The organism is Vreelandella arcis, assembly GCF_900103865.1.
Lineage (GTDB): Bacteria > Pseudomonadota > Gammaproteobacteria > Pseudomonadales > Halomonadaceae > Vreelandella > Vreelandella arcis.
Map to the genome: position 1 here is coordinate 25,514 of NZ_FNII01000019.1, position 20,249 is coordinate 45,762.

Annotated in this window: 17 protein-coding genes and 1 pseudogene; 1 reads left to right on the forward strand and 17 read right to left on the reverse strand. The window is 44.1% G+C overall.

From position 1 onward, the window contains the following. Positions 1-4: 4 nt before the first annotated feature. The gene (locus BLR97_RS17370; RefSeq protein WP_244511373.1) at positions 5-1,006 is read left to right on the forward strand and encodes a site-specific integrase; all 1,002 of its coding nucleotides are present in this window, start codon (positions 5-7) and stop codon (positions 1,004-1,006) included. A 111-nt stretch (positions 1,007-1,117) separates the two neighbouring features. On the opposite strand, the pseudogene BLR97_RS17375 reads toward BLR97_RS17370, so the two are convergent. The 17 genes and pseudogenes from BLR97_RS17375 to BLR97_RS17455 form a co-directional block, all read right to left on the reverse strand. Beyond that, positions 1,118-1,518 (reverse strand): annotated as a pseudogene (locus tag BLR97_RS17375) (UDP-glucose 6-dehydrogenase); the annotation flags it as partial. Between the two features lie 17 nt (positions 1,519-1,535). Then, the gene (locus BLR97_RS20215) at positions 1,536-1,691 is read right to left on the reverse strand and encodes a hypothetical protein (RefSeq protein WP_139172982.1); all 156 of its coding nucleotides are present in this window, start codon (positions 1,689-1,691) and stop codon (positions 1,536-1,538) included. Between the two features lie 37 nt (positions 1,692-1,728). Further along, positions 1,729-2,904 (reverse strand): DegT/DnrJ/EryC1/StrS family aminotransferase, encoded by a 1,176-nt coding sequence (locus BLR97_RS17385; RefSeq protein WP_089707851.1) that lies wholly within the window; start codon positions 2,902-2,904, stop codon positions 1,729-1,731. 63 nt (positions 2,905-2,967) lie between these two features. Next, the gene (locus tag BLR97_RS17390; RefSeq protein WP_089707853.1) at positions 2,968-3,588 is read right to left on the reverse strand and encodes an acetyltransferase; all 621 of its coding nucleotides are present in this window, start codon (positions 3,586-3,588) and stop codon (positions 2,968-2,970) included. Then, positions 3,588-4,184, reverse strand: coding sequence for a sugar transferase (locus BLR97_RS17395; protein ID WP_089707855.1), 597 nt, complete (start codon positions 4,182-4,184; stop codon positions 3,588-3,590). Before BLR97_RS17395 ends, BLR97_RS17390 begins: the two co-directional genes overlap by 1 nt. Next, complete coding sequence (locus BLR97_RS17400) at positions 4,181-5,305, reverse strand: glycosyltransferase family 4 protein (RefSeq protein WP_089707857.1); 1,125 nt, start codon at positions 5,303-5,305, stop codon at positions 4,181-4,183. The genes BLR97_RS17395 and BLR97_RS17400 overlap by 4 nt, the downstream gene beginning before the upstream one ends. Next, the gene (gene tviB / locus BLR97_RS17405) at positions 5,302-6,564 is read right to left on the reverse strand and encodes a Vi polysaccharide biosynthesis UDP-N-acetylglucosamine C-6 dehydrogenase TviB (protein WP_089707859.1); all 1,263 of its coding nucleotides are present in this window, start codon (positions 6,562-6,564) and stop codon (positions 5,302-5,304) included. Before tviB ends, BLR97_RS17400 begins: the two co-directional genes overlap by 4 nt. Positions 6,565-6,605: 41 nt before the next feature. Continuing rightward, entirely contained in the window at positions 6,606-7,622 is a 1,017-nt protein-coding gene (locus BLR97_RS17410) for an NAD-dependent epimerase/dehydratase family protein (protein WP_089707860.1), read from the reverse strand. Between the two features lie 749 nt (positions 7,623-8,371). Next, complete coding sequence (gene asnB / locus BLR97_RS17415) at positions 8,372-10,327, reverse strand: asparagine synthase (glutamine-hydrolyzing) (RefSeq protein WP_089707862.1); 1,956 nt, start codon at positions 10,325-10,327, stop codon at positions 8,372-8,374. 3 nt (positions 10,328-10,330) lie between these two features. Then, a complete protein-coding gene (locus BLR97_RS17420; protein ID WP_089707906.1) occupies positions 10,331-11,413 on the reverse strand; it encodes a glycosyltransferase family 4 protein in 1,083 nt (360 codons plus the stop codon). A gap of 14 nt (positions 11,414-11,427) precedes the next feature. Continuing rightward, positions 11,428-12,351 (reverse strand): glycosyltransferase family 2 protein, encoded by a 924-nt coding sequence (locus BLR97_RS17425; RefSeq protein ID WP_170833053.1) that lies wholly within the window; start codon positions 12,349-12,351, stop codon positions 11,428-11,430. Next, positions 12,348-13,337 (reverse strand): EpsG family protein, encoded by a 990-nt coding sequence (locus BLR97_RS17430; protein WP_089707864.1) that lies wholly within the window; start codon positions 13,335-13,337, stop codon positions 12,348-12,350. Before BLR97_RS17430 ends, BLR97_RS17425 begins: the two co-directional genes overlap by 4 nt. A 1,042-nt stretch (positions 13,338-14,379) precedes the next feature. Continuing rightward, positions 14,380-15,453 (reverse strand): glycosyltransferase family protein, encoded by a 1,074-nt coding sequence (locus tag BLR97_RS17435; RefSeq protein WP_089707866.1) that lies wholly within the window; start codon positions 15,451-15,453, stop codon positions 14,380-14,382. Between the two features lie 11 nt (positions 15,454-15,464). Beyond that, positions 15,465-16,331: a polysaccharide pyruvyl transferase family protein gene (locus BLR97_RS17440; RefSeq protein WP_089707869.1), complete on the reverse strand. Its 867-nt coding sequence runs from the start codon at positions 16,329-16,331 to the stop codon at positions 15,465-15,467. Between the two features lie 263 nt (positions 16,332-16,594). Further along, positions 16,595-17,560 (reverse strand): glycosyltransferase, encoded by a 966-nt coding sequence (locus BLR97_RS17445; protein ID WP_089707871.1) that lies wholly within the window; start codon positions 17,558-17,560, stop codon positions 16,595-16,597. Beyond that, positions 17,557-19,077, reverse strand: a complete 1,521-nt coding sequence (locus BLR97_RS17450) for an O-antigen translocase (protein WP_089707873.1) — start codon at positions 19,075-19,077, stop codon at positions 17,557-17,559. The genes BLR97_RS17445 and BLR97_RS17450 overlap by 4 nt, the downstream gene beginning before the upstream one ends. Next, complete coding sequence (locus BLR97_RS17455; RefSeq protein ID WP_089707875.1) at positions 19,074-20,177, reverse strand: DegT/DnrJ/EryC1/StrS family aminotransferase; 1,104 nt, start codon at positions 20,175-20,177, stop codon at positions 19,074-19,076. The genes BLR97_RS17450 and BLR97_RS17455 overlap by 4 nt, the downstream gene beginning before the upstream one ends. Positions 20,178-20,249 lie beyond the last annotated feature (72 nt).

Consider the following 20,249-nt stretch of genomic DNA (forward strand, 5'->3'; position numbering starts at 1 on the left):
TATTATGCAGAAACGTGCACGTCTATCGCCGTTATCGGCCACGTCATCGCATAATTCGAAAACACGTGGAGAGCTTAAGGTTGATACGGACGAACTAACTCGGGATGCCAGGCGATTGCTGTCTGAGAGCGTATCACCAAACACAGTGCGGGCTATGCGCGCCGACTTGAAGGTGTACCAGAAAGCCGGTGGTTGTCTGCCAGCTACCGACACGGAGATCGCGAACTACCTGTCAGCACAAAATTCGTTGGGTAAAGCGCCTGCGACTATCGAGCGCTATGCCAATTCATTACACATGTGGCATCGCTATCACGACCTGCCCTCGCCGGTGAAGACAATGGCGGTCCGCAGTGTGATACGGGGGATTAAGCGCAGCCGCGACATGCGCCAAGCCTCTGCACCTGCGTTGCGGCTAAAGGAGTTGCATACGCTGCTGGATAGCCTGGACTTGGAGACGCTCTACGGACTTCGCGATGCGGCGATGTTTGCGCTGGCGTTTTATGGGGCGTGTCGACGAAGTGAAGTGGTGGCGATCACCGTTGATGATATCGAGTGGCGCCCAGAAGGCATCATCGTGACGGTGCACCACAGTAAAACCAATAAGTCGGGCCGAGTGGAAACTAAAAGCATTGTGCGGGCATCAACAAGTACGCCCTACTGTCCGGTGCGGATTCTGGAATTGTGGTTGCAAGCCAGTGGGATAAAGCGCGGGGCAGTATTTCGTGCAGTGAGTCTTGCAGGCCGTATAGGGGCTGGTCGCTTGTCGGCTCAGGTCGTCCATTTGCGTATGCAAAAAGCCCTACAAACGGCGGGATTGACGGCAAAAGGCTATAGCCCGCATAGCTTTCGGGCCGGATTTATTACCGAGGCGCATTTGCGGGGCCGGAGTGACGTTCAGATTAAGCGAGTATCAGGGCATCGCGATCAGCGAACGTTTGAGCAGTACATTCGTATTGCGGATGCGTTCGAAGATAATGCCAACGATTTCTTTTCGCTGGACGAATAGTCTACGGGCGAGATACAGGGAGAGGGATAAAAAAAAGGCCATGCCAATGTTATTGGCATGGCTTTTTATGTGAGCTGATGGGCATATCTGTCTTTTGTTTCGTGCGGGTGCTCAATCGCTGCCGAATAGATCTCGCGTGCAGACTTTTTCTACAATGTCATCGAGATACGGAGCCATGCGGTTGGTCAGCACGACGTCGGCCTCGGCCTTGAAAGCATCAAGCACGCGAGAACCGAAAAAGGTGTCGTCTTCTAAAGCGGGCTCAAACACCACAACACTTCAATGCCCTTCATTTTGATGCGCTTCATCACCCCTAGCATGGCCCTGGCACGGAAGTTGTCAGAGCCTGTTTTCATAATCAGGCGATAGAAACCCACGATCTTGGGTTGGTACTTGATGATTTGCTAGGCGACAAAATCCTTACGAGTACGATTGGCATCGACTATTGCCTGGATCATGTTGTGGGGTACTTCATCGTAATTAGCCAACAGCTGTTTGGTATCTTTGGGTAAGCTCAGCTCACAAGAGGTCAAATACTTGCTGACTTCGATACCTTCAATAGGCGAGGCTTGGCTTTCAGCAACGCAACTATTTCCGGCTCGATATCCAGAGCAACCACTTCAATGTGCTTGGCCAATAGCATAGCGTTAGAAAGGCCTACGTAACCTATACCGACAATAGCAATTTGAACCCGTACTCATTGAACCTTACTTGCATCCATTCTATTTGGCAGCCTTAACCATCACATCTTTAAGTACAATGCACGTTTTGTGTAACTCAGCCTCTGTGAGGGTAGGATGGCAGAGGAACATCAAACTCGTTTCTCCCAATTCCCGGGCCACCGGTAAAGATTGTTCAGGCCGCCAACCAGTACCATCAAAAGCTGTTTCCAGATACACCTCAGAACAAGAACCTGAAAAACATGGGACGCCAGCCGCCACCAATTCATTCTGAATGCGGTCACGGTTCCAGCCATCAGCCAAATGTTCCGGTACAACAAATACATAACACTTATAGGCTGCATGGCTGACATGACTCGGAACTTCGGGCACTCGAAGGCCCGGTAGCGCCCGAGCACAATCCCAAATAGCAGTAGTATTGCGCTGACGTACGGCAGACCACTCCGGCATACGGCCTAGCTGAATACGGCCAATGGTAGACTGCATTTCGGTCATCCGGAAGTTGGTACCAAAGCTTTCATGCAGCCAACGGAAGCCCGGCGGATGCTCGCGCTCATAGACTGCCTCCCAGCTCTTACCATGATCCTTGTAAGACCACATACGCGACCAAAGCTCACGATCATTGGTGGTCACCATGCCGCCTTCACCGCCGGTCGACATGATCTTATCCTGGCAGAAAGACCAACAGCCTACATGCCCAATAGAACCCACAGAGCGGCTCTTGTAGGAAGCGCCATGTGCCTGGGCACAGTCCTCAATCACGTAGAGGTTCTTCTCGCTGGCAAGCGCCATTATGTCATCCATCTCACAGGGCCAACCCGCAAGGTGTACGCAAACAATAGCTCGGGTCTTATCGGTCAACACTGCCATAACCGTGTCTGCAGAGATATTCTGGTTATCTCGCTCTACATCAGCAAACACCGGAACGGCTCCTGACGTTACGATGGAAGACACAGACGCCAGAAAGGTGCGGGAAGTAACAACCACTTCATCTCCCGGGCCAATACCCAGCCCCCTAATGGCAAGGTCCAAAGCATTTGTGCCATTAGCTACCGCAATGGCGTGTTCAGTCTGGGCGAAAGCTGCGAATTCTTTCTCGAACTCGCGACCTTCTTGTCCAGTCCAGTAATTCACCTTATTGGAAAGCAAAACTTTTGACACCGCATGGGCTTCTTTATCGGTAAACGAAGGCCATGGGGAAAACGGGCTATTTAACATGGATTACACAATTCCTGTCAGGATTTGCTGCACACATTGAGCAGCTTGAAACGCGCTCAAGATTTAGCGTGAAAGCATTTTCGCTGGGCTACCAATCACCGTCAAACCTGGTGGTACATCCTGAGTAACCACCGCCCCCATCCCTACAATGGCTCCGGCGCCAACCATTAACAACTGCCGAACGGAAGCGCAGGCACCTACCCACGCTTCACGACCAAGGTTGACGCCTCCGGCCAGAGCAGCGTTCGGGCTCACATGAGCGAATTCGCCAACGGTACAGTCATGTTCGACAACCGCGCCGGTATTAACAATGGCACCAGAACCGATAACCGCACAGGCATTAACGACAGCATTTCCAAAAACCACAACCCCATCGCCAATGGATGCATAAGGGCTAATGACGGCAGTTGGATGGACAATAGTTACCAGCTTACCCCCGGCATCACTAAGGCGATTCTGTTTTTCTGCACGAATATGATTGTTGCCAATTGCAACCACCAGGCCGTCAAAATCGGCTACCCGATTCAACAAGGTACTGGTATCGCCATCAACAACCCAGGGGCCATTGGTTTTCAGAGTAGGCCAGGCATCATCGAAAAAAATAACACTATCCCAACCCAACAACTCAGCGGCATCCGCCACCACTTTGCCATGCCCTCTAGCACCAAGAACCGCGAGATTCATTAATCTTTATTCCCGGTAAATTTAGACATAGTTACCTCACCTTCACCGTTTACCCCATCACGAGCAAGTACCTTTTTCACCGTTAGAAACAGTATCTTCATATCCAGCCAAAACGAGCGGTTATCTACATACCAAACATCCAGCTTAAACTTTTCATCCCAGGAGATCGCATTGCGTCCATTCACTTGAGCCCACCCTGTAACACCAGGCCGCACCTCATGGCGGCGATACTGGTCTTTTGAATACAGTGGCAAATATTCCATCAACAAGGGCCTCGGGCCCACCAAACTCATATCACCCCTGAGCACATTCCACAACTCTGGCAACTCATCCAAACTCGTAGAGCGCAAAAAACTACCGAACGTTGACATACGCTGATCATCGGGTAATGGGCTGCCTTGTTTATCGGTGGTATCCAACATGGTACGGAACTTAACCATCTGAAAAGGTTTGCCATTTTTACCGGGACGAGTTTGGCGGAAGAAGATCGGGGAGCCAAGTTTATAACGGATTAAGAAAACCAATAGAAGAAGCACTGGAAAAAAACCTATTAACGCAACCAGTGCCAACGATGAATCAAAAAAACGTTTAATCACAGAATCCCCATTTCTACCAACATAAACTCATTCACTTTGTGAACATCGTATTTTTCTTCCGCCATTGCACGTGATTTTGCTCCCATTAGCAAAGCCAAATCAGGTTGCTCAATAAAACGACTCATTGCACCAGCAAGTTCAACCACAGATTTAATTGGTACCAAAAAACCATTATCACCCTCAATAACTGTCTCCCGGCAACCGGGCGCGTCAGTCGTGATAATAGGCCTCCCCATCGCCATTGCCTCTAGCACTGTGCGCGGGGTACCTTCACGATAGGAAGGCAATACATACACGCTAGAATCTGCAATCGCAGGGCGAACATCGGCGAGCTTTCCTAAAAATTCAAGCGTGCCGGAATTCACCCAATCCTCCAACTCATACTGACTGATGGAGTCCGGATTCTCATCAATCCAGCCAACCAATCGGAATTTGGCCTCAGGGTACTGTCGCTTCACTTGCGAAGATGCATGCGCGTATTCCCTGATACCTTTATCACCCAACAGACGAGCAATCAAAAGAAAAGACGGCTTTGCAGGCACCGTAGCCAACGAATAATCAGCCACATCTATACCAGAGCCACTCACCACACATGACGGAATATTCGTAGATAGCAAATCAAATTGTCGAAAAAGCGCTTCGTCATCAGGATTCTGGAAAAACACCTTATGGGTTTTAGAAAGGCCGAACCGGTACAACCGTTGTACGAGATTTCGTAACACGCCACGCTTGCCTGAGGCCTCGCCAGTGAAGGCATAGCCTAACCCTGTAACCAGCGCAAAACGATTTGGCACGCCAGCCAGCCACGCCGCAATTGATCCGTAAATTACCGGTTTGATCGTGTAACCTAGTACGTAATCAGGATTTATTCGCCGCATCAACCAATGCAATTCTACCACTGTACTCAAGTCTGCTAATGGATTAGTTCCGGTACGGCGCAAACCTATTTCATGGACCTTTATGTCCATTTTTTGCAATTGAGCAAAAATAGCTAGCGAGCTAGATATATTCGGGACTGCCACATGTACTTCTAGCCCTTTGGCCAAAAGTGCTTTGAGCAATGCTCCGCGAAATTTAATCAGGGAGTCGGGGAAGCTGGAAACAAGAAGAAATTTTTTCAAAGCCGCAAATCCGCATCACCCAAAGGCAACACGCCCTTCAAATCATAAAGCACCCCACTTTTCTTCAAATACCTCCGCCAATCATCCACACTCATTGATGTATATTCTTTGTGTGGAACCGCGAAAATAAGCGCATCGTATTCACTAGAAGCCGGCTCACTAACTAAGCTAATACCGTATTCTTCCTCTGCCTCATTGTTGTCGGCCCAGCAGTCAGTAACATGTACATTGCAACCAAACTCTCGCAGTTCTCTCACCACATCAATCACGCGAGTATTGCGCAAGTCAGGACAATTTTCCTTGAAAGTGAAGCCCATCACCAGAACCTTGGCATAGGCAACAGTCTGCCCAGCTTTAATCATAGCTTTTACCAGTTCAGACGCCACATAAGCCCCCATACCATCGTTCACGCGACGACCAGCGAGGATGATTTCCGGGTGGTAGCCAATGGCTTGCGCCTTGTGGGTGAGGTAGTAGGGGTCTACGCCAATACAATGGCCGCCCACCAAGCCGGGCTTGAATGGCAGAAAATTCCACTTGGTACCGGCTGCTGCCAGCACTTCGTGTGTGTCGATACCTAGACGGGAGAAAATCATGGCCAGTTCGTTAATTAAGGCAATATTAAGGTCACGCTGAGTGTTTTCGATCACCTTCGCCGCTTCGGCTACTTTAATAGAACTGGCTTTATGAGTACCGGCAGTAATCACATTCGCATACAGTTCATCAACTTCCTCAGCAATAGCAGGTGTAGATCCAGAAGTGACTTTTTTGATAGTGGTTATTCGGTGATTTTTATCTCCAGGGTTAATACGTTCCGGGCTATAGCCTACATAAAAATCTTCGTTGAAGGTAAGTCCAGACATTTTCTCCAGCACTGGCACACACACTTCTTCCGTCGCTCCAGGATAAACGGTGGATTCATACACAACAATATCGCCAGCTTTAAGCAACTTACCTACACTCTCACTGGCTTTCATCAGCGGAATCAGATCTGGAGTTTTGAACTCATCAATCGGGGTGGGAACTGTCAAAATATATACAGAACAATCTGCCACATCATCCAGGGAAGCGGTAAACGACAACTTTCCGGCGGCGGCGAGTTCCTGGATGGAAACTTCGCGTGTGATATCAACGCCCTGCTTCAGTTCAGCTATACGTTTGGTTTTGATATCAAAGCCGATAACTTCGCGCTTCTCACCAAAAGCGACTGCCAGCGGTAGGCCGACATAGCCCAAGCCTATTACTGCAATCTTTTTCATAGAAAATTTATCCAAAGACAAGAATAATTAAATCGTTTGAATCAATTCTTAAGATACCAGGGCATAGCTTTTGCTATACCTTCGCAAATACGAAACTCCGGCTCGTAACCTAGTTTGGTGGCGGCCTTGCTGATATCTGCCTGGGAATGCTGTACATCGCCAGGTCGAAAATTCTGATACACCGGCTCTTTTTTATAAATCACACCATTTTCTGCCAACGTACTCTTTAAGATCTCAAACAATGTATTGAGTGAAGTTCTGTCACCAACGGCAACATTATAAACCTCATTTTTTGCAGAGTCATCGGCCACAGCAGCAAGTAGATTGGCCTGAATGGCGTTTTCAATGAAACAAAAATCACGACTGGTGTGACCATCGCCATTGATGAACACATCTTCATCTCGAAACATTGCAGCTATCCATTTCGGTATCACCGCCGCGTAAGCTCCCTCGGGATCCTGTCTTTTCCCGAATACATTGAAATAACGCACCCCAATGGTCCTAAAACCATAGCTATTTGCAAACACATCAGCGTATAGCTCATTCACGTACTTGGTCACCGCGTAAGGTGAAAGCGGCTTGCCAATATTCTCTTCAACCTTGGGTAAAGCGGGATGGTCACCATAAGTTGAACTAGAGGCAGCATAGGTGAAACTTTTAACATTGGCGTCCCGCGCGGCAACTAGCATATTTAGAAAGCCTGAGATATTGGATGCATTAGTTGTAATAGGATCATTCAAGGAACGAGGTACGGAACCAAGCGCTGCCTGGTGTAATACGTAATCAACGCCCTTGCAGGCTTTTTGGCAATCTTCGAGATTGCGAATATCCCCTGTGATGAAAGAGAATCGAGACCATTGATCTGATGTTACCAGTGACTGAACCTCTTCTAGATTGCGTTCGGAACCTGTGGCAAAGTTATCAATACCGATGACAATTTGGTCCAAACGCAACAGGTACTCAAGTAAATTTGAACCTATAAAGCCAGCAGATCCAGTAATTAGCCAGGTTCTAGGAGAGTTATACAAATCTTTTAGCACATTTTCAAATCTAATCACAATTTTTCTCACTCCACCCGCGATGGCTTCACGTCAAGTTTCACAAATTAAATTTTAGGAAAGCAAAATATATAGATAACACATTATGGACCGGGTGGTGGGCGGGTTCACCACCAGTGCCCTCCCAAACCACCGGGCAAAAGGATCAGTTTCACGGCGATTCCTGTCCTCATGGCTAAGTTTCGTTCCGCTGATTTCGCTCGCCTGTGTCTCGTTTGAGAGCTTGGACGGTCATTGGCTTCCGGCACACCATACAGTTATAGAGAGCACTCTGGAAAGGCTTCTTTTCGTACACATCAGAGAGCGGACAACTACCTACTCGTGACATGTTCATTTCAGCCCTTCAGCTCTTAGTCAGAGACTACTAAGGCCACTGCTGACTCCTGTTCGCTCTTACTAATACCTTAACAGTGGTGTTAGCCAGTAGCAGGCAGGCAACAGGCCTCCCAGGGTAAAGACTCGCGATCTTCCTCTCACCTACCCGCCGCATCTACTTCTAATCTTCTAGATAGCTATTGGAGTTCAACTTTCATGGTCCTCTCGCCCAGATGTAGCTACCTCGTATGCGGTTCCTGTTTGTCGGGCTAGGAGTTTGCCTATAGCGACCTTCAGACTCCGCCTTGCGACGGACACCCTTGCTCTTCAGCTAACGGTTCACGATATAAGCGGTCCGTGAGAGACTCTCGCCCCAAGTCATCCAACCAGCCACTACTAATGCGCCTAAAAGGCGCTGCGCACCATACAAAAGGCTATTGCTCTTCAAGCCAAGCCTGAAACATCAACACATTCCACAAATGATATTGCCAGTTGTGTTTACCGCTGAGGTGTTCAGCCCACATTTTTCTAATCGGTTCCGGGTGAAAGAAACCTTCCATTTGCAAACGCCTTTCGTTCAGAAGCTCTTCTGCCCAGTCTTTCAGCGGGCCCCTCAACCAGCTATCCAGAGGAACCCCAAAGCCCATTTTAGGACGTTCAATTAGCTCTTTCGGCACATGTCGATAAAGAACCTGTCTTAGTAACCATTTGCCCTGTCCATCACGAATTTTAAAATCTATAGGCATTCGCCAAGCCATTTCTACCAAACGATGATCCAGCATCGGCACACGGGTTTCAAGACTGGACGCCATGGCCGCCCTGTCGACCTTGGTAAGGATGTCTTCTGCCATGTAGGTTTGAGCATCCATCGCCATCATTGCATGTTCCAGGCAATCAGTTACCGGCCAGGAGTCCGAATTGGTAATCAAAGTATTTGGCTCCGTCGAACCTATAACCACACTGGATGGATCCGTCCAGTGACTGGTAAGTTGGCGATAAAAATCATGACCGTTCGAAAGAGCCAGTACATCTGCCAATTTTCGTGCTTTCTCACCCGGAATGGATAATTGTAAACTTTTAGGGAGTACTGGACTTGCCCAATCAAACAGTCTGTCCCAAGTAGTAGAGGGTAAGGATCGCAATAAACCGGCTACAGCCCGACGAGCAAACAGCGGCAAATGTTGAACCGGGTACCAGACTTTATAAGCTGCCATATAGCGGTTGTAGCCACCGAACAGCTCATCCCCTCCATCTCCACTCAAAGACACCGTAACATGCTGCTTGGCCATCTGGCTGACCAGATAAGTCGGTATCTGCGAACTGTCTCCGAAGGGTTCACAATACATAGAGGAAAGTTTCGGGATAACAGCTAAAGCATCGTCAGAGCTCACATATAATTCAGAATGGTCAGTACCTAAATGCTTTGCAACAGCTTTAGCGTGAACAGCCTCATTGTATCCCCCTTTATCAAAACCGATGGTAAAGGTACGGACAGGACGCTTACTTTGAGCCTGCATTAGCGCCACAATAGTACTGCTGTCCACTCCCCCACTGAGAAACGCCCCAAGGGGAACATCCGATAACATTTGATCACCAATACTTGCAGTCAGCTGTGACTCGAGTTCATCAACAGCTGACTCAGGGCTACCTGTAAACGGGTTTGACAATCCACACTCTACAGCATCATTCAACCTCCAATAGGGAACAGCTTCGAGGGCTTTAGAAGCTGTCGAATGTCCACTTAAGGGAATACGAATAAAGTGTCCCGGCAATAATTTCTGGATGCCCTTATAAATGCTATAAGGCGCTGGAATATAACAATGACGCAAAAATAAAGTCAGTGCATTACGGTCGATTTCCGACTTGAAAGCCGGGTGAGCCTTCAGCGCTTTCAGCTCAGATCCAAACAGTAATACATCATCACACCACCCCCAATACAGTGGTTTTTCACCCATGCGGTCGCGGGCCAATGTCAACACTTGCTCCTGCTTATCCCACAGAGCAATAGAAAACATACCTACTGCGGCTTTCAAGGTCTGTTCAATACCCCATGCAGCAATACAAGCCAATAGAGTTTCAGTATCAGAATGGCCTCGCCAGGTGTGGTCAGACTCTTCTACCTGTAATTGGGCGCGCAGTGTCAGATGATTGTAAATTTCTCCATTGTAAACCAGAGTGTAACGGTCACAAGCGGAAAGCATAGGCTGATGACCAGCAGAGGAAAGGTCGAGTATGGAGAGACGGGTATGACCCAGTGCTAATCCACTCGATTGATCTATCCAATAGCCTGTATCATCTGGGCCACGGTGGTCAATGCGTTCACACATCCTCGTGATAACAGAATCAAGTGCCACCGAATCGCGATGCCAAAAACCTACAATGCCGCACATTACTTACCCCCCCGGCCCAATCAGAGACTGTGTCAAGATGCTGGCAAGAACAGGTGCCTGAATGGCTAATGAATACTGATCGTCAACGGCTTGCCGCCCGGCGCTGCCCAGTTTCAGTCTCTGCGCCGGTAATTCAAGCAAGCTGTCCAAAGCAATTTCCCACTCCGCTTCATTCGCAACCAACAACCCACACTGATTATTACCAACAATATCGACATTCACCCCCACTGGCGAGGCTATAACAGGAATGCCACACGCCATGTATTGAATTAATTTATAACCGCACTTTCCCTTTTCCCAGGGACCATCAGGTAATGGCATGATACCAATATCCATAGCTGCAATCAGCTCTGCTTCGGATGCCTCACTCCAAGGCGCAACTTCGACATCAACTCCAGGAAATTCACTAGTTATATCGACTGAAGCACCAACCAGAAGCAATCGTGCATTATACTTTTGGCACATCGAAGATAATGCATGTGCTATTGACACTACATATCTCTGTGTTGAGGGTGAACCAATCCAACCAATCACAGGGCTAGATGCCACTGAAGACTCAATAGAACTATAGCGTGTAGCATCAACTACTGTTGGGACTAGCTCTACGCGTGTGGCGCCTGCGCTTTTTGCTCGACTAGCTAGATAATCATTACCAACTACGACGGAACTTGCGCAGCGCATTACAACATCAATTTTCCGCCCTAAAGCCAAACGAAGAAAAGGGTTACTAGACAGATCATAATTATGGAATATAGCGTCGTCATAATCAACCACATAGTGCTTACCCAGAGCATGAAAAACACGTTCAGCAAGTGCAGGCATATAAGGGAATATTTCTTTTTCAATCCAAATGACATCGTATCTAAAGGCACGAAAAACCACAAATAACCTACGCAAATAAAGCATTATAATACGGAATCTCGACCGCTTACCTTTTTGATACAGCATATCAAGATATTGATCGTCGAAAAGGCTACTGACAGTAAACTCAAATCCTTTGATCTCCAAAAGAGGGAGGTACTGCAGTAAGCGTAACCGAGTGCTGGCGCCTTTCCTTGAGTATTTAGAAAGCAGGAGAATTTTCATAAAAATCATCACACTTAACGTGTCTTTCCCTTAAAAAACCATCTTGGTAACCATGACCATAGCATCAAAGAGCCCGTGATAGACTCTTTAAACCCTGTAAAAGAAAGTTTAGCTAGAGAAGATGCAGAGCGAGTCAAGGGCTCGAGCAATGTGGTTATGGCTAATAAAACTAAAGAAGAGGGGAAGGAAAAATGCTTAAAACCATACAGTAAACGACTGCGCAAAGAATAAAAAAGCCGCTTAGCCTTCACTTGATTAGAAGTTCCACCTCCTGCATGAGAAGCAGAAGCATCAGCCAAATAGAAGCTTCGCCAGCCTGCACAATATGCACGGTATGAAAAATCAACCTCCTCGAAGTACACAAAAAAACGTTCATCGAAACCCTGAAGTGTCTCGAAAAGGCCGCGACGAACGAAAAAGAAAGCACCAATGACCTGATCAACAGGGCGGTCAAATGAATGATCCCACTCAGCCATAGAATGACCTAAACGTGGTATAAAAATATCCAGCCCAACTGCATGCGCTAGAAACCTAGAAACGGCAGGAAACCGCGAACAACTGCGTGAAATCTTACCGTTTTCGTCAAGTAACTGTACACCACATATACCAACACTTTGATTGGACGACTTCTGCATAAAGTCTGTTACCTTGGTAAGCGTACCATCAAACAGTGCCGCATCAGGATTTAGAAAAAGTAAATAGTCGCTGTTTGAGTTCTCTGCGCCAATATTGCATGCCTTTCCGAAGCCAAGATTATCTCCTGTACGTATTAGGACAACGTTTTTCTCCTCGTCGACAAATTTTTCTGATCCATCTATAGAACCGTTATCAACAACTATTGTCTTATCCACCAGACCACTGTTAAAATTCTTAATAGATTCAACACAGCTTTTTAGCTGCGAACCGGAGTTCCAGTTAACAACCACTATAGAAATCATAAATCATGCCTAAAAATGGGTTCAAGATAGATCACACTTACAAATAAATAAATGGCAATTAAAGATATCAAAATCATTGCTAACAGTCTACTGAATTTAGGTAAACTTGGAATCCACAAAAAATATGAAAAAATTGTTAACTCAAAAACACGATGTGCAAAAACAGGAATATACATCATACCATACCAGAAAAAAATACCAAAAAACGAAAGGTAAAACCAAGGCAGTTGATCCGACTGAATCCTGTTTATATTAGCTAGACCAATAGCAACAATAGATAAAAAAATAATATTTCTAGCTGAAAATGGGTTCGCTTGCATTTCACTTGCAGCATTAACAATAGCGGGCACTTGGGGATTTAAGTAACTAAGGAACGAAAAAGAAAAATAAATAAAAACCACAGGGCCAAAAGCAATCAATATAAGTAGAGAAACTCTTCTTCTTTTTAAAAACCTTGAAAAAACAACAAAAGGAACAAATACAAGAAGTGTCCAGTGGAACAAGACTGACAACACTGCTAAAACCGTAACTCGAACCGAAAGACTCTCATTAATAGAAAAATAAATTGCTAGGTAACCAAAACCTAAAGCTATGGCTACACGTAATTGCGTCATTTCGTGCAAAGGTAATAAAATTAAAAAATAAACACCAATCCAAAAAAACTTATTTGGCAATTTGGCAATTAAATAAAATTTAGCTGATAAAGAAATATACGCCGTAGTGAAAAGCAGTACACAAAAAGGCCATCCAAAATTTTTAATCAATAAAGAAAGCCAAACAAACCCTAGCTCAAAACGACCGTCATAATCTAGAGAAAGAGAATCAAAAAACTGTTTATACTGAAAGTAATCTCTATCTATGCCCAACAAGCGAAAAGCAGTAAAATATGAAAATATGAAAATAAACAGCAAAGTTAACGTTAAAAAAAACAAGCGGCGTGGAGAGTTTTTTTTCTTGTTAAAAGATAATAGCTTTACATTAACCATTTTCGATCACCGTAGTTTTCAATACAGAGTTTTAAATATCGCTGACGAACATAGTAGCTGAGCATAGTAACAACCTAAATCACGTAGCCGAAATAGTCTTTGGCATGTCCAAGTTCTTCGTTAACGACGCAGAATGGCAGCCTAAAGCCGAGGTGACAGTTGAATAGTTCCACGTCGTTCAGACCTTCACCATCGCACTAGACAAGATTCGCTAACGATAGAAGTTCCAAGGCGATGCTTTGGCTGGTCAGTGCGGAAGAACACCAACAACAGCAACTTGACGATGCAACAGATCACGGCACTGAGGTTCAGATTAGCGACCAGACCCTGAAGCAATAGAGGCTGCGCTGGATCCATCCAAAACGTACCGTCGACAGAAGATTCCCTTTAGAGTATTCCGGACCACCGGCTAGTGGTGCGAGAAATGATTATTGATAATACGGTTTTCAAGCCAATGGTAAAAGCCCAAGTAATCCTAAACGACATACACAGCGGGTACTCACGCGCAGGATGATGGGCTAACAAATGCTGGTTAGAAAATATGAACAGACTTTTTAAGGAACTCAGATTATGCGAAAAAATACTAAAACGCGACCATCGACATATCCAAGATTATTTTCTTGGTAGTGTATGTGGTACTTTCTCAATCAAGCCATCACCACATAAAACGTAGAATAGCCAGTTTTAAATAGTAAGTAATGCTGAACCCAAGCAAATATCTACAAGTTCCGTGCATTAACCGGACTGATTCTTTAAATCTAGACGATTAGAAATCACATAAATCCCTTCCAAGTACAAAACCGTACTTGCTTGATGCCGGCTAGCAAACTTCACGAATTATCCTTATCTAGATTCTTTTGTTTCGTACATCAATATCGATGTCACGAATACTAAATGCTATGCAACAAACAGCTGAAACAAATGAATGATGTTTACTCTACGTAAGAAAATAGAGTGACAAAAGGCGTAAATAATGAACGCTAGAGCCCAGGACTTACATTTATTACTCAATCAAAATCATAGCACTAGTTAAATTAGCCTATTAGTCAGAAACACTCATATTCTCATCCAACCATATATCCCATAGATTATCCCAATAGAAATTTTGACTGGTCTTATCAAGCACTGTAGAAGCCATTACCTTTGCTTTAATAGGTAAATTGGGATCAGACAATAGGCTACCCCACTCAGATAGAGGAGCAAAAAAAGCTGTTTCTTCTGTGAAATGATTTTTTAGCTCTTTCAATGGAGTTGACAAAATAGGAAGACCCGACGCGGCATAAAATGAAGCTTTGGTTGGATAGCATATATTGTAATAAAACCTATTTTCATCATATGGAATTAGTCCAACATCGCATTGTCTAACTATATTTTGTGCCTTTTTTTCCGGATATGAGCCAAGGTAAAAAATATTTTCATTCTGATTATATTCAGACTTGATCCAACTGCCACCAACTCCTAACAAAATCAAAGAATGATTAGTACCGATAAATTCACGTATCATATCTTCAATCTGCCTCCCTCTATTCAGAGTACCAGCGTATACAAATGCTAAACCAAATCCATCGTGAGAAAACCATGTAGAAACCTCATTCTCAAGTGGCATATTCGCCCCATTAATAAGATAGCTTACTTTTGATTTTTTAATTGAATATTTAATTTCTGCATAACGCGCCATTTCAACGGAGGCGAAAATAAAGTACAAATCTTTCTGGGTAAATATATTACGATCAAATACATTCATTTTGTTTTTCGGGAGCTCTAAATCCAAAGCCTGTTCGTAAGGCAGATCATTAACCTCTATATAAACTACATTCCTTAACCCGCAAAACCTAAGAAGAATTTTGATAAAATATGAAAACAGAGCATTGCTTACCACATGCTGTGAAAATATGCTTGGAAATACAGAATAGTGAATAAGGATAACTTCATTTTTCAAAAAAAGGAGGCTTATAAAAAGCTTAAAACCCTCAAAAAGTCTACCCAGGCGTGATCTATTTGCAAATATTATCTGCTTTACTCCTAATTTCGCTGTAATATTTAAAAAAGCTAATGCTCTAGAACTACCGCCCTCACGGACTGTGCCTGTTACGTATGTATAATGTTTAGTGAACATATAGCCTCATATTAATAAAAAACATTAACTGGGAAAGAGTCATGTAGATTATCCAAAGAATACTTAAATCCCGAGACTTGAAAGACTTTATTTGGATTTTTTACCGTATTAATAATATCTTCTACTTGGCAAATTTGAAGAGCACTAGGTGAATAATTATCTGTTACAGAATAATAATCATGGAACTTCCATGTACCTCCAACTATTAAATCAGAAAATTGAACCCATTTATTAGGTATCTGATAAGAGTCAGCAAGAATTAGTCCGTGCAATGAAGACGAAATTATAAATTCACATTCGCTAATTTTTGAAATAAACGTCTCAGGATCTTGTCTTACATCGATAATCGTGTAATCACTTTCGCACCCTTCAAGTAGACTTTTCGCTTTATCAAAGTCTACATAATGAGGGATTATTCCAAGGGTAAACTTAACATTAGGCTTGGGCTTAAAAAATTTTGGCATTAGGAGAGCTGGGTCTCCTAATGGCAGTCTTGCCGATAATTCGTATTTTGATTTTAAAAGATCAAGCGAACGCTTTCCTCGAACAGCAAATATTTTTTTAGGATCTAGCTCATTTTTGGGAAATTGTCCATCGATTGAGCCGCTTCCCCATATGTAAGAATTAAAACTACCAGAGCCTAATATGCTACCCACACCCAGAAGTCTTGGGAAAATTGATGTTTGTGCACGACGAACCATTTTTCCCGTAATTTTCTCAACTAAATACGGACTTACTAGATCTCCGACGTTTTTGATCTCTGAAAAGTAAACTAGTGAAATATACTCTTTCAAAAAAAAATTAGCAACCGCATCTGAACATAGTCGACTTGTCTTTGAAACAATAATTTTATTTTTAAAGCGATCAAGATTGTTCACTATTTTGTCCTTGCATATACTATATATAAGTTAATATTGATAATTTATTAAAGATTTAAAAATCGACACATATTAAAAAGCCATGGAAAACGACATTTAAGTTCCAAGCAACAAGCGCTATGTGAAACCTATACTCATCCTCACCTCTCGTAGCTATAGCGCAAAAGTAAAGCCTCTCATGCCTCATGCCTCATGCCTCATGCCTCATGCCTCATGCCTCATGCCTCATGCCTCATGCCTCATGCCTGCAAATTTATTCAAAATCAACGGATAATTTTATACAAGCGAATTAGCTTAAATTTTAGATATAATTTCGATATCGACACTTTTTCACTTATACTGAAATCTTCTTCTAAAAATATAATAGCTATTATTTTTCTCAAACTTATACTACTATTGCTTATATCTTGTGAAAACTTACGCCAATGAATATTTTTTATAGCCCATGTTAATAAGCCTTTTCTTTTAGTTTCATTAATCTTTCCTACTTGGGCTAAAAAGTTAATATCACTCTTGTATTGTCTTTCTATAGCGTCTAAGTTTATAGTTTTCATAGATGCTTCGCCTGATAAATTCCGATCGTGATGCCTACGTAATAATAGCCTATCTTCTATCAAGCAGCCTTTACCAAGCATGAGGCATCGCAGAACAGAAGTAGTATCCTCAGTTGGGCAAGAAAAATTCAATGGTGGGAAAAACCGGAGTGCCTCTTTACGGTATGTCCGCGCAGCGCCGCTTAGTCCGATTGGAGACCTCTTAATAAATTGTTCTAAATCGATGTCACCCTTTTCAAATGTAGTTTTAATATCAATCTCATTTCCATCTGCGTCTATTTCATATGCCGATACATCAACAAAGTTTAAAGATCTATCTTGGATTAATAACTTTAAAGAATCCGAGCACCGAGTTGCCAAAGAAACATCATCTCCTGCTGCCGCCACTATATAATCTCCATCAGCAATTTCTACCACACTACTGAAGTGTGACGCGACACCCTCATTTTTATAATTTTGCCGCAGCAATATCTTTGCTGTACCACCATAGCTCTCTGCCATTTCCTGCATAATCAAGAACGTACTATCTGTCGAGCAGTCATCAGACAAAATAATTTCAAGCGGCTTGTAGGTCTGAGCAAATGCACCCTCAATTGCCTCTCGGATGTACTTCTCTTGGTTATAGGCTAATAGGACAAAAGTCGCTAATGGCAACTGTATTTTTTCCTCTTTCATTCACTCTGCCCTCTGATCGGCCAGCCCAACTTCGAAAAAATCTTATAACCGTAATCTGCTACACGCCCCTCTGGACCGGTTTTCTTCAGAACAATTCGTAATCCAATAATTCCAGCTAGAACTGCTATTATAGGAGAAATTATAAGACTAGTAGTTGGAATATTTAACGCTAAAGCAAGCAGCAAAACTGCAAAAAAAACATGAAAACCAAATAATTTCAGTGAGAGTAACTGCCAACGAAATCCTCTTTTTTTTCTCACAAGAAGATAGACCGTTAAAAAATAAAACATATATCCTAATAAAAAAGAAACCCCGGTAATTTCAAGGCCAAACGTAGGTAATAAAAACCAGATTATCGACAGAAAAACCACATTGAAACTTAGCTCCATGAAAAAAAAAGTCTTTGCTTGGGCTGCAGCAACAATCGAAAAACTCAGTGCCCAGCTTGCTAACTTAAACACATTTCCAACTGTCTGCCATTGAAGTAGCGAAGTTGCTGGCCCAAAATCACTAGCATAAAGTGCGTCGATAAGCCATGGAGCCCAACCGATCATGATCAATAACACCGGTCCGCCTATCGCCAATCCCAACTGTGCCTGATCATTCATTAATTGGTTGGCCAAACTCCGATCCTGGATCACTTCAGCCAATCTAGGATAATAATCGGCTCCCATGGCACCCAACAAAAATCCCACATAGGTCATTGTGATGCCCCATGCAGCAGCAAAATAACCGGCTGCATCCAGGCCTAATTCACGAGTTATAGTTGCACGTACTAATAACAAAGTTCCCGTTGTTGCGAGTCCCCCCACCATGAAAGCAGCGCCAAGACGAGCCATCGGTTTCCATGTTTCCCATATTTCTGCAAGCTGCAATGATCGTCCATAATTTAGTTGTGGTAACTTACAAATAAAGAATACTGCCGCACACAAGTTTGCTAACGGTTGTACAATTAAGAACAATATTAAACCAGACCTACCTAGGCACCATACTGCTATCAAGCCGACCAAGGTCGCCGCTAACGAGCCAATGATTGTAACTCGTGCCAAATCACCAATTTTTCTAAGGCCCTGCAAAATAGTTGTATAGGCTGTTGCCAGCAACATTAAAAAGATTGAAATTCCTACCAGACCAACTTCAGTTGCAAGAGTTGAATCACCAGTAAGCCAAACCGCCAAAGGACTACGTATAGCCCACAATGCGACCATCGCCAGCGTACCTTGTAAAAAGTGAGCAACAAGAAGCACACGACTAACCCGGCTTAGTGTTTCTGCATCACTGCGAACGACTGCAATCTGCCTAACCCCGCTGGATCCCATCCCAAGACCAGCCGCATTTCCCAACATCTGCTGCAGATTATTATACATTCCAAGCAAGCCGACACCAGCAGGGCCCAATAAAACTGCCACTACCTTAAGTCTAATAATTGCAAGAAAAATATTTACTACCTGAGAAGAGCCAATCACCAGCATAGCTCGAACTAAACCACGTGAATTTGACGAATTATAAATGCTCATTGGAAATTATTAACTGCAGTAATCACCTGTTTCATTTGATCTATCGTGAGATATGGTCCCATCGGCAGGCTCAATACAGACTGATGAATTGCTTCTGTTAAACATAATGCCTTGCTAGCACATTTTTTGAAAGCTTCTTGGTGATGAGGTGGAATAGGATAGTGGATCAGCGTTTCCACACCGCATTCGGCTAAATAGCTTTGTAAAGCATCTCTCTTATTTGAACGCACAACAAAAAGATGCCAAACGTGACTCTCACGTTTATTTATTACGGGCAGCTTAATTAAAGAGTTTTGGATATTATCAAGATAATAGTCCGCTACTTCTTGACGTCTCTGGATCTCTGCATCAAGGTAGCGCAGCTTTACTCTTAGCATCGCGGCTTGAATCTCATCAAGCCGACTATTTACCCCCTGGTACAGATTTTCGTACTTTTTTTGGCTGCCGTAGCAACCCAGCACCCGAATTATATTGGCCAAACCTTCGTCATCAGTGGTTACGGCACCTGCATCTCCCAATGCACCAAGGTTTTTGCCTGGGTAAAAGCTGAAAGCCGCAGCATGGCCGCAGCTTCCTGCTTTGCGGTCATTTATGCTGGCTCCGTGTGCTTGTGCAGCGTCTTCAAGCACTAACAGTTCGTGCTTGTCTGCCAATTGCATCAACTCTGGCATTGCAGATAACTGGCCGTAGAGATGAACTGTAATGATAGCCTTGGTGTTTGAGTTTATGGCAGCAGCAGTTTTGTCGGGACACAAATTAAAGGTCGCCTCGTCTGGCTCTACCAAAACAGGTTTTAACCTATTTTCGGTGATAGCCAGGATGCTTGCGATGTAAGTGTTAGCTGGCACGATTACTTCATCACCCTCTTTCAGCTTGCCCATTTCTTTCCAGGCTCTGAGAGTCAGAGTAAGCGCGTCCAAGCCGTTGGCTACGCCTATGCAGTATTTACTGCCGCAATATTCGGCGAACTCTTCTTCGAAGGCTTTTACTTCAGCGCCTTGGATGTACCAGCCAGAATCTATGACGTGGGTAGCGGCAGCAACGAGTTCATCTCGGTATTGGGCGTTGATTGCTTTTAGATCTAGGAATGGAACTGTCATTTGATTTTATCTGCTAATTTCTGCTTGGCATTTTCGACGTCAGCTTCGGATATCTCGAAATAGAGTTGTTGT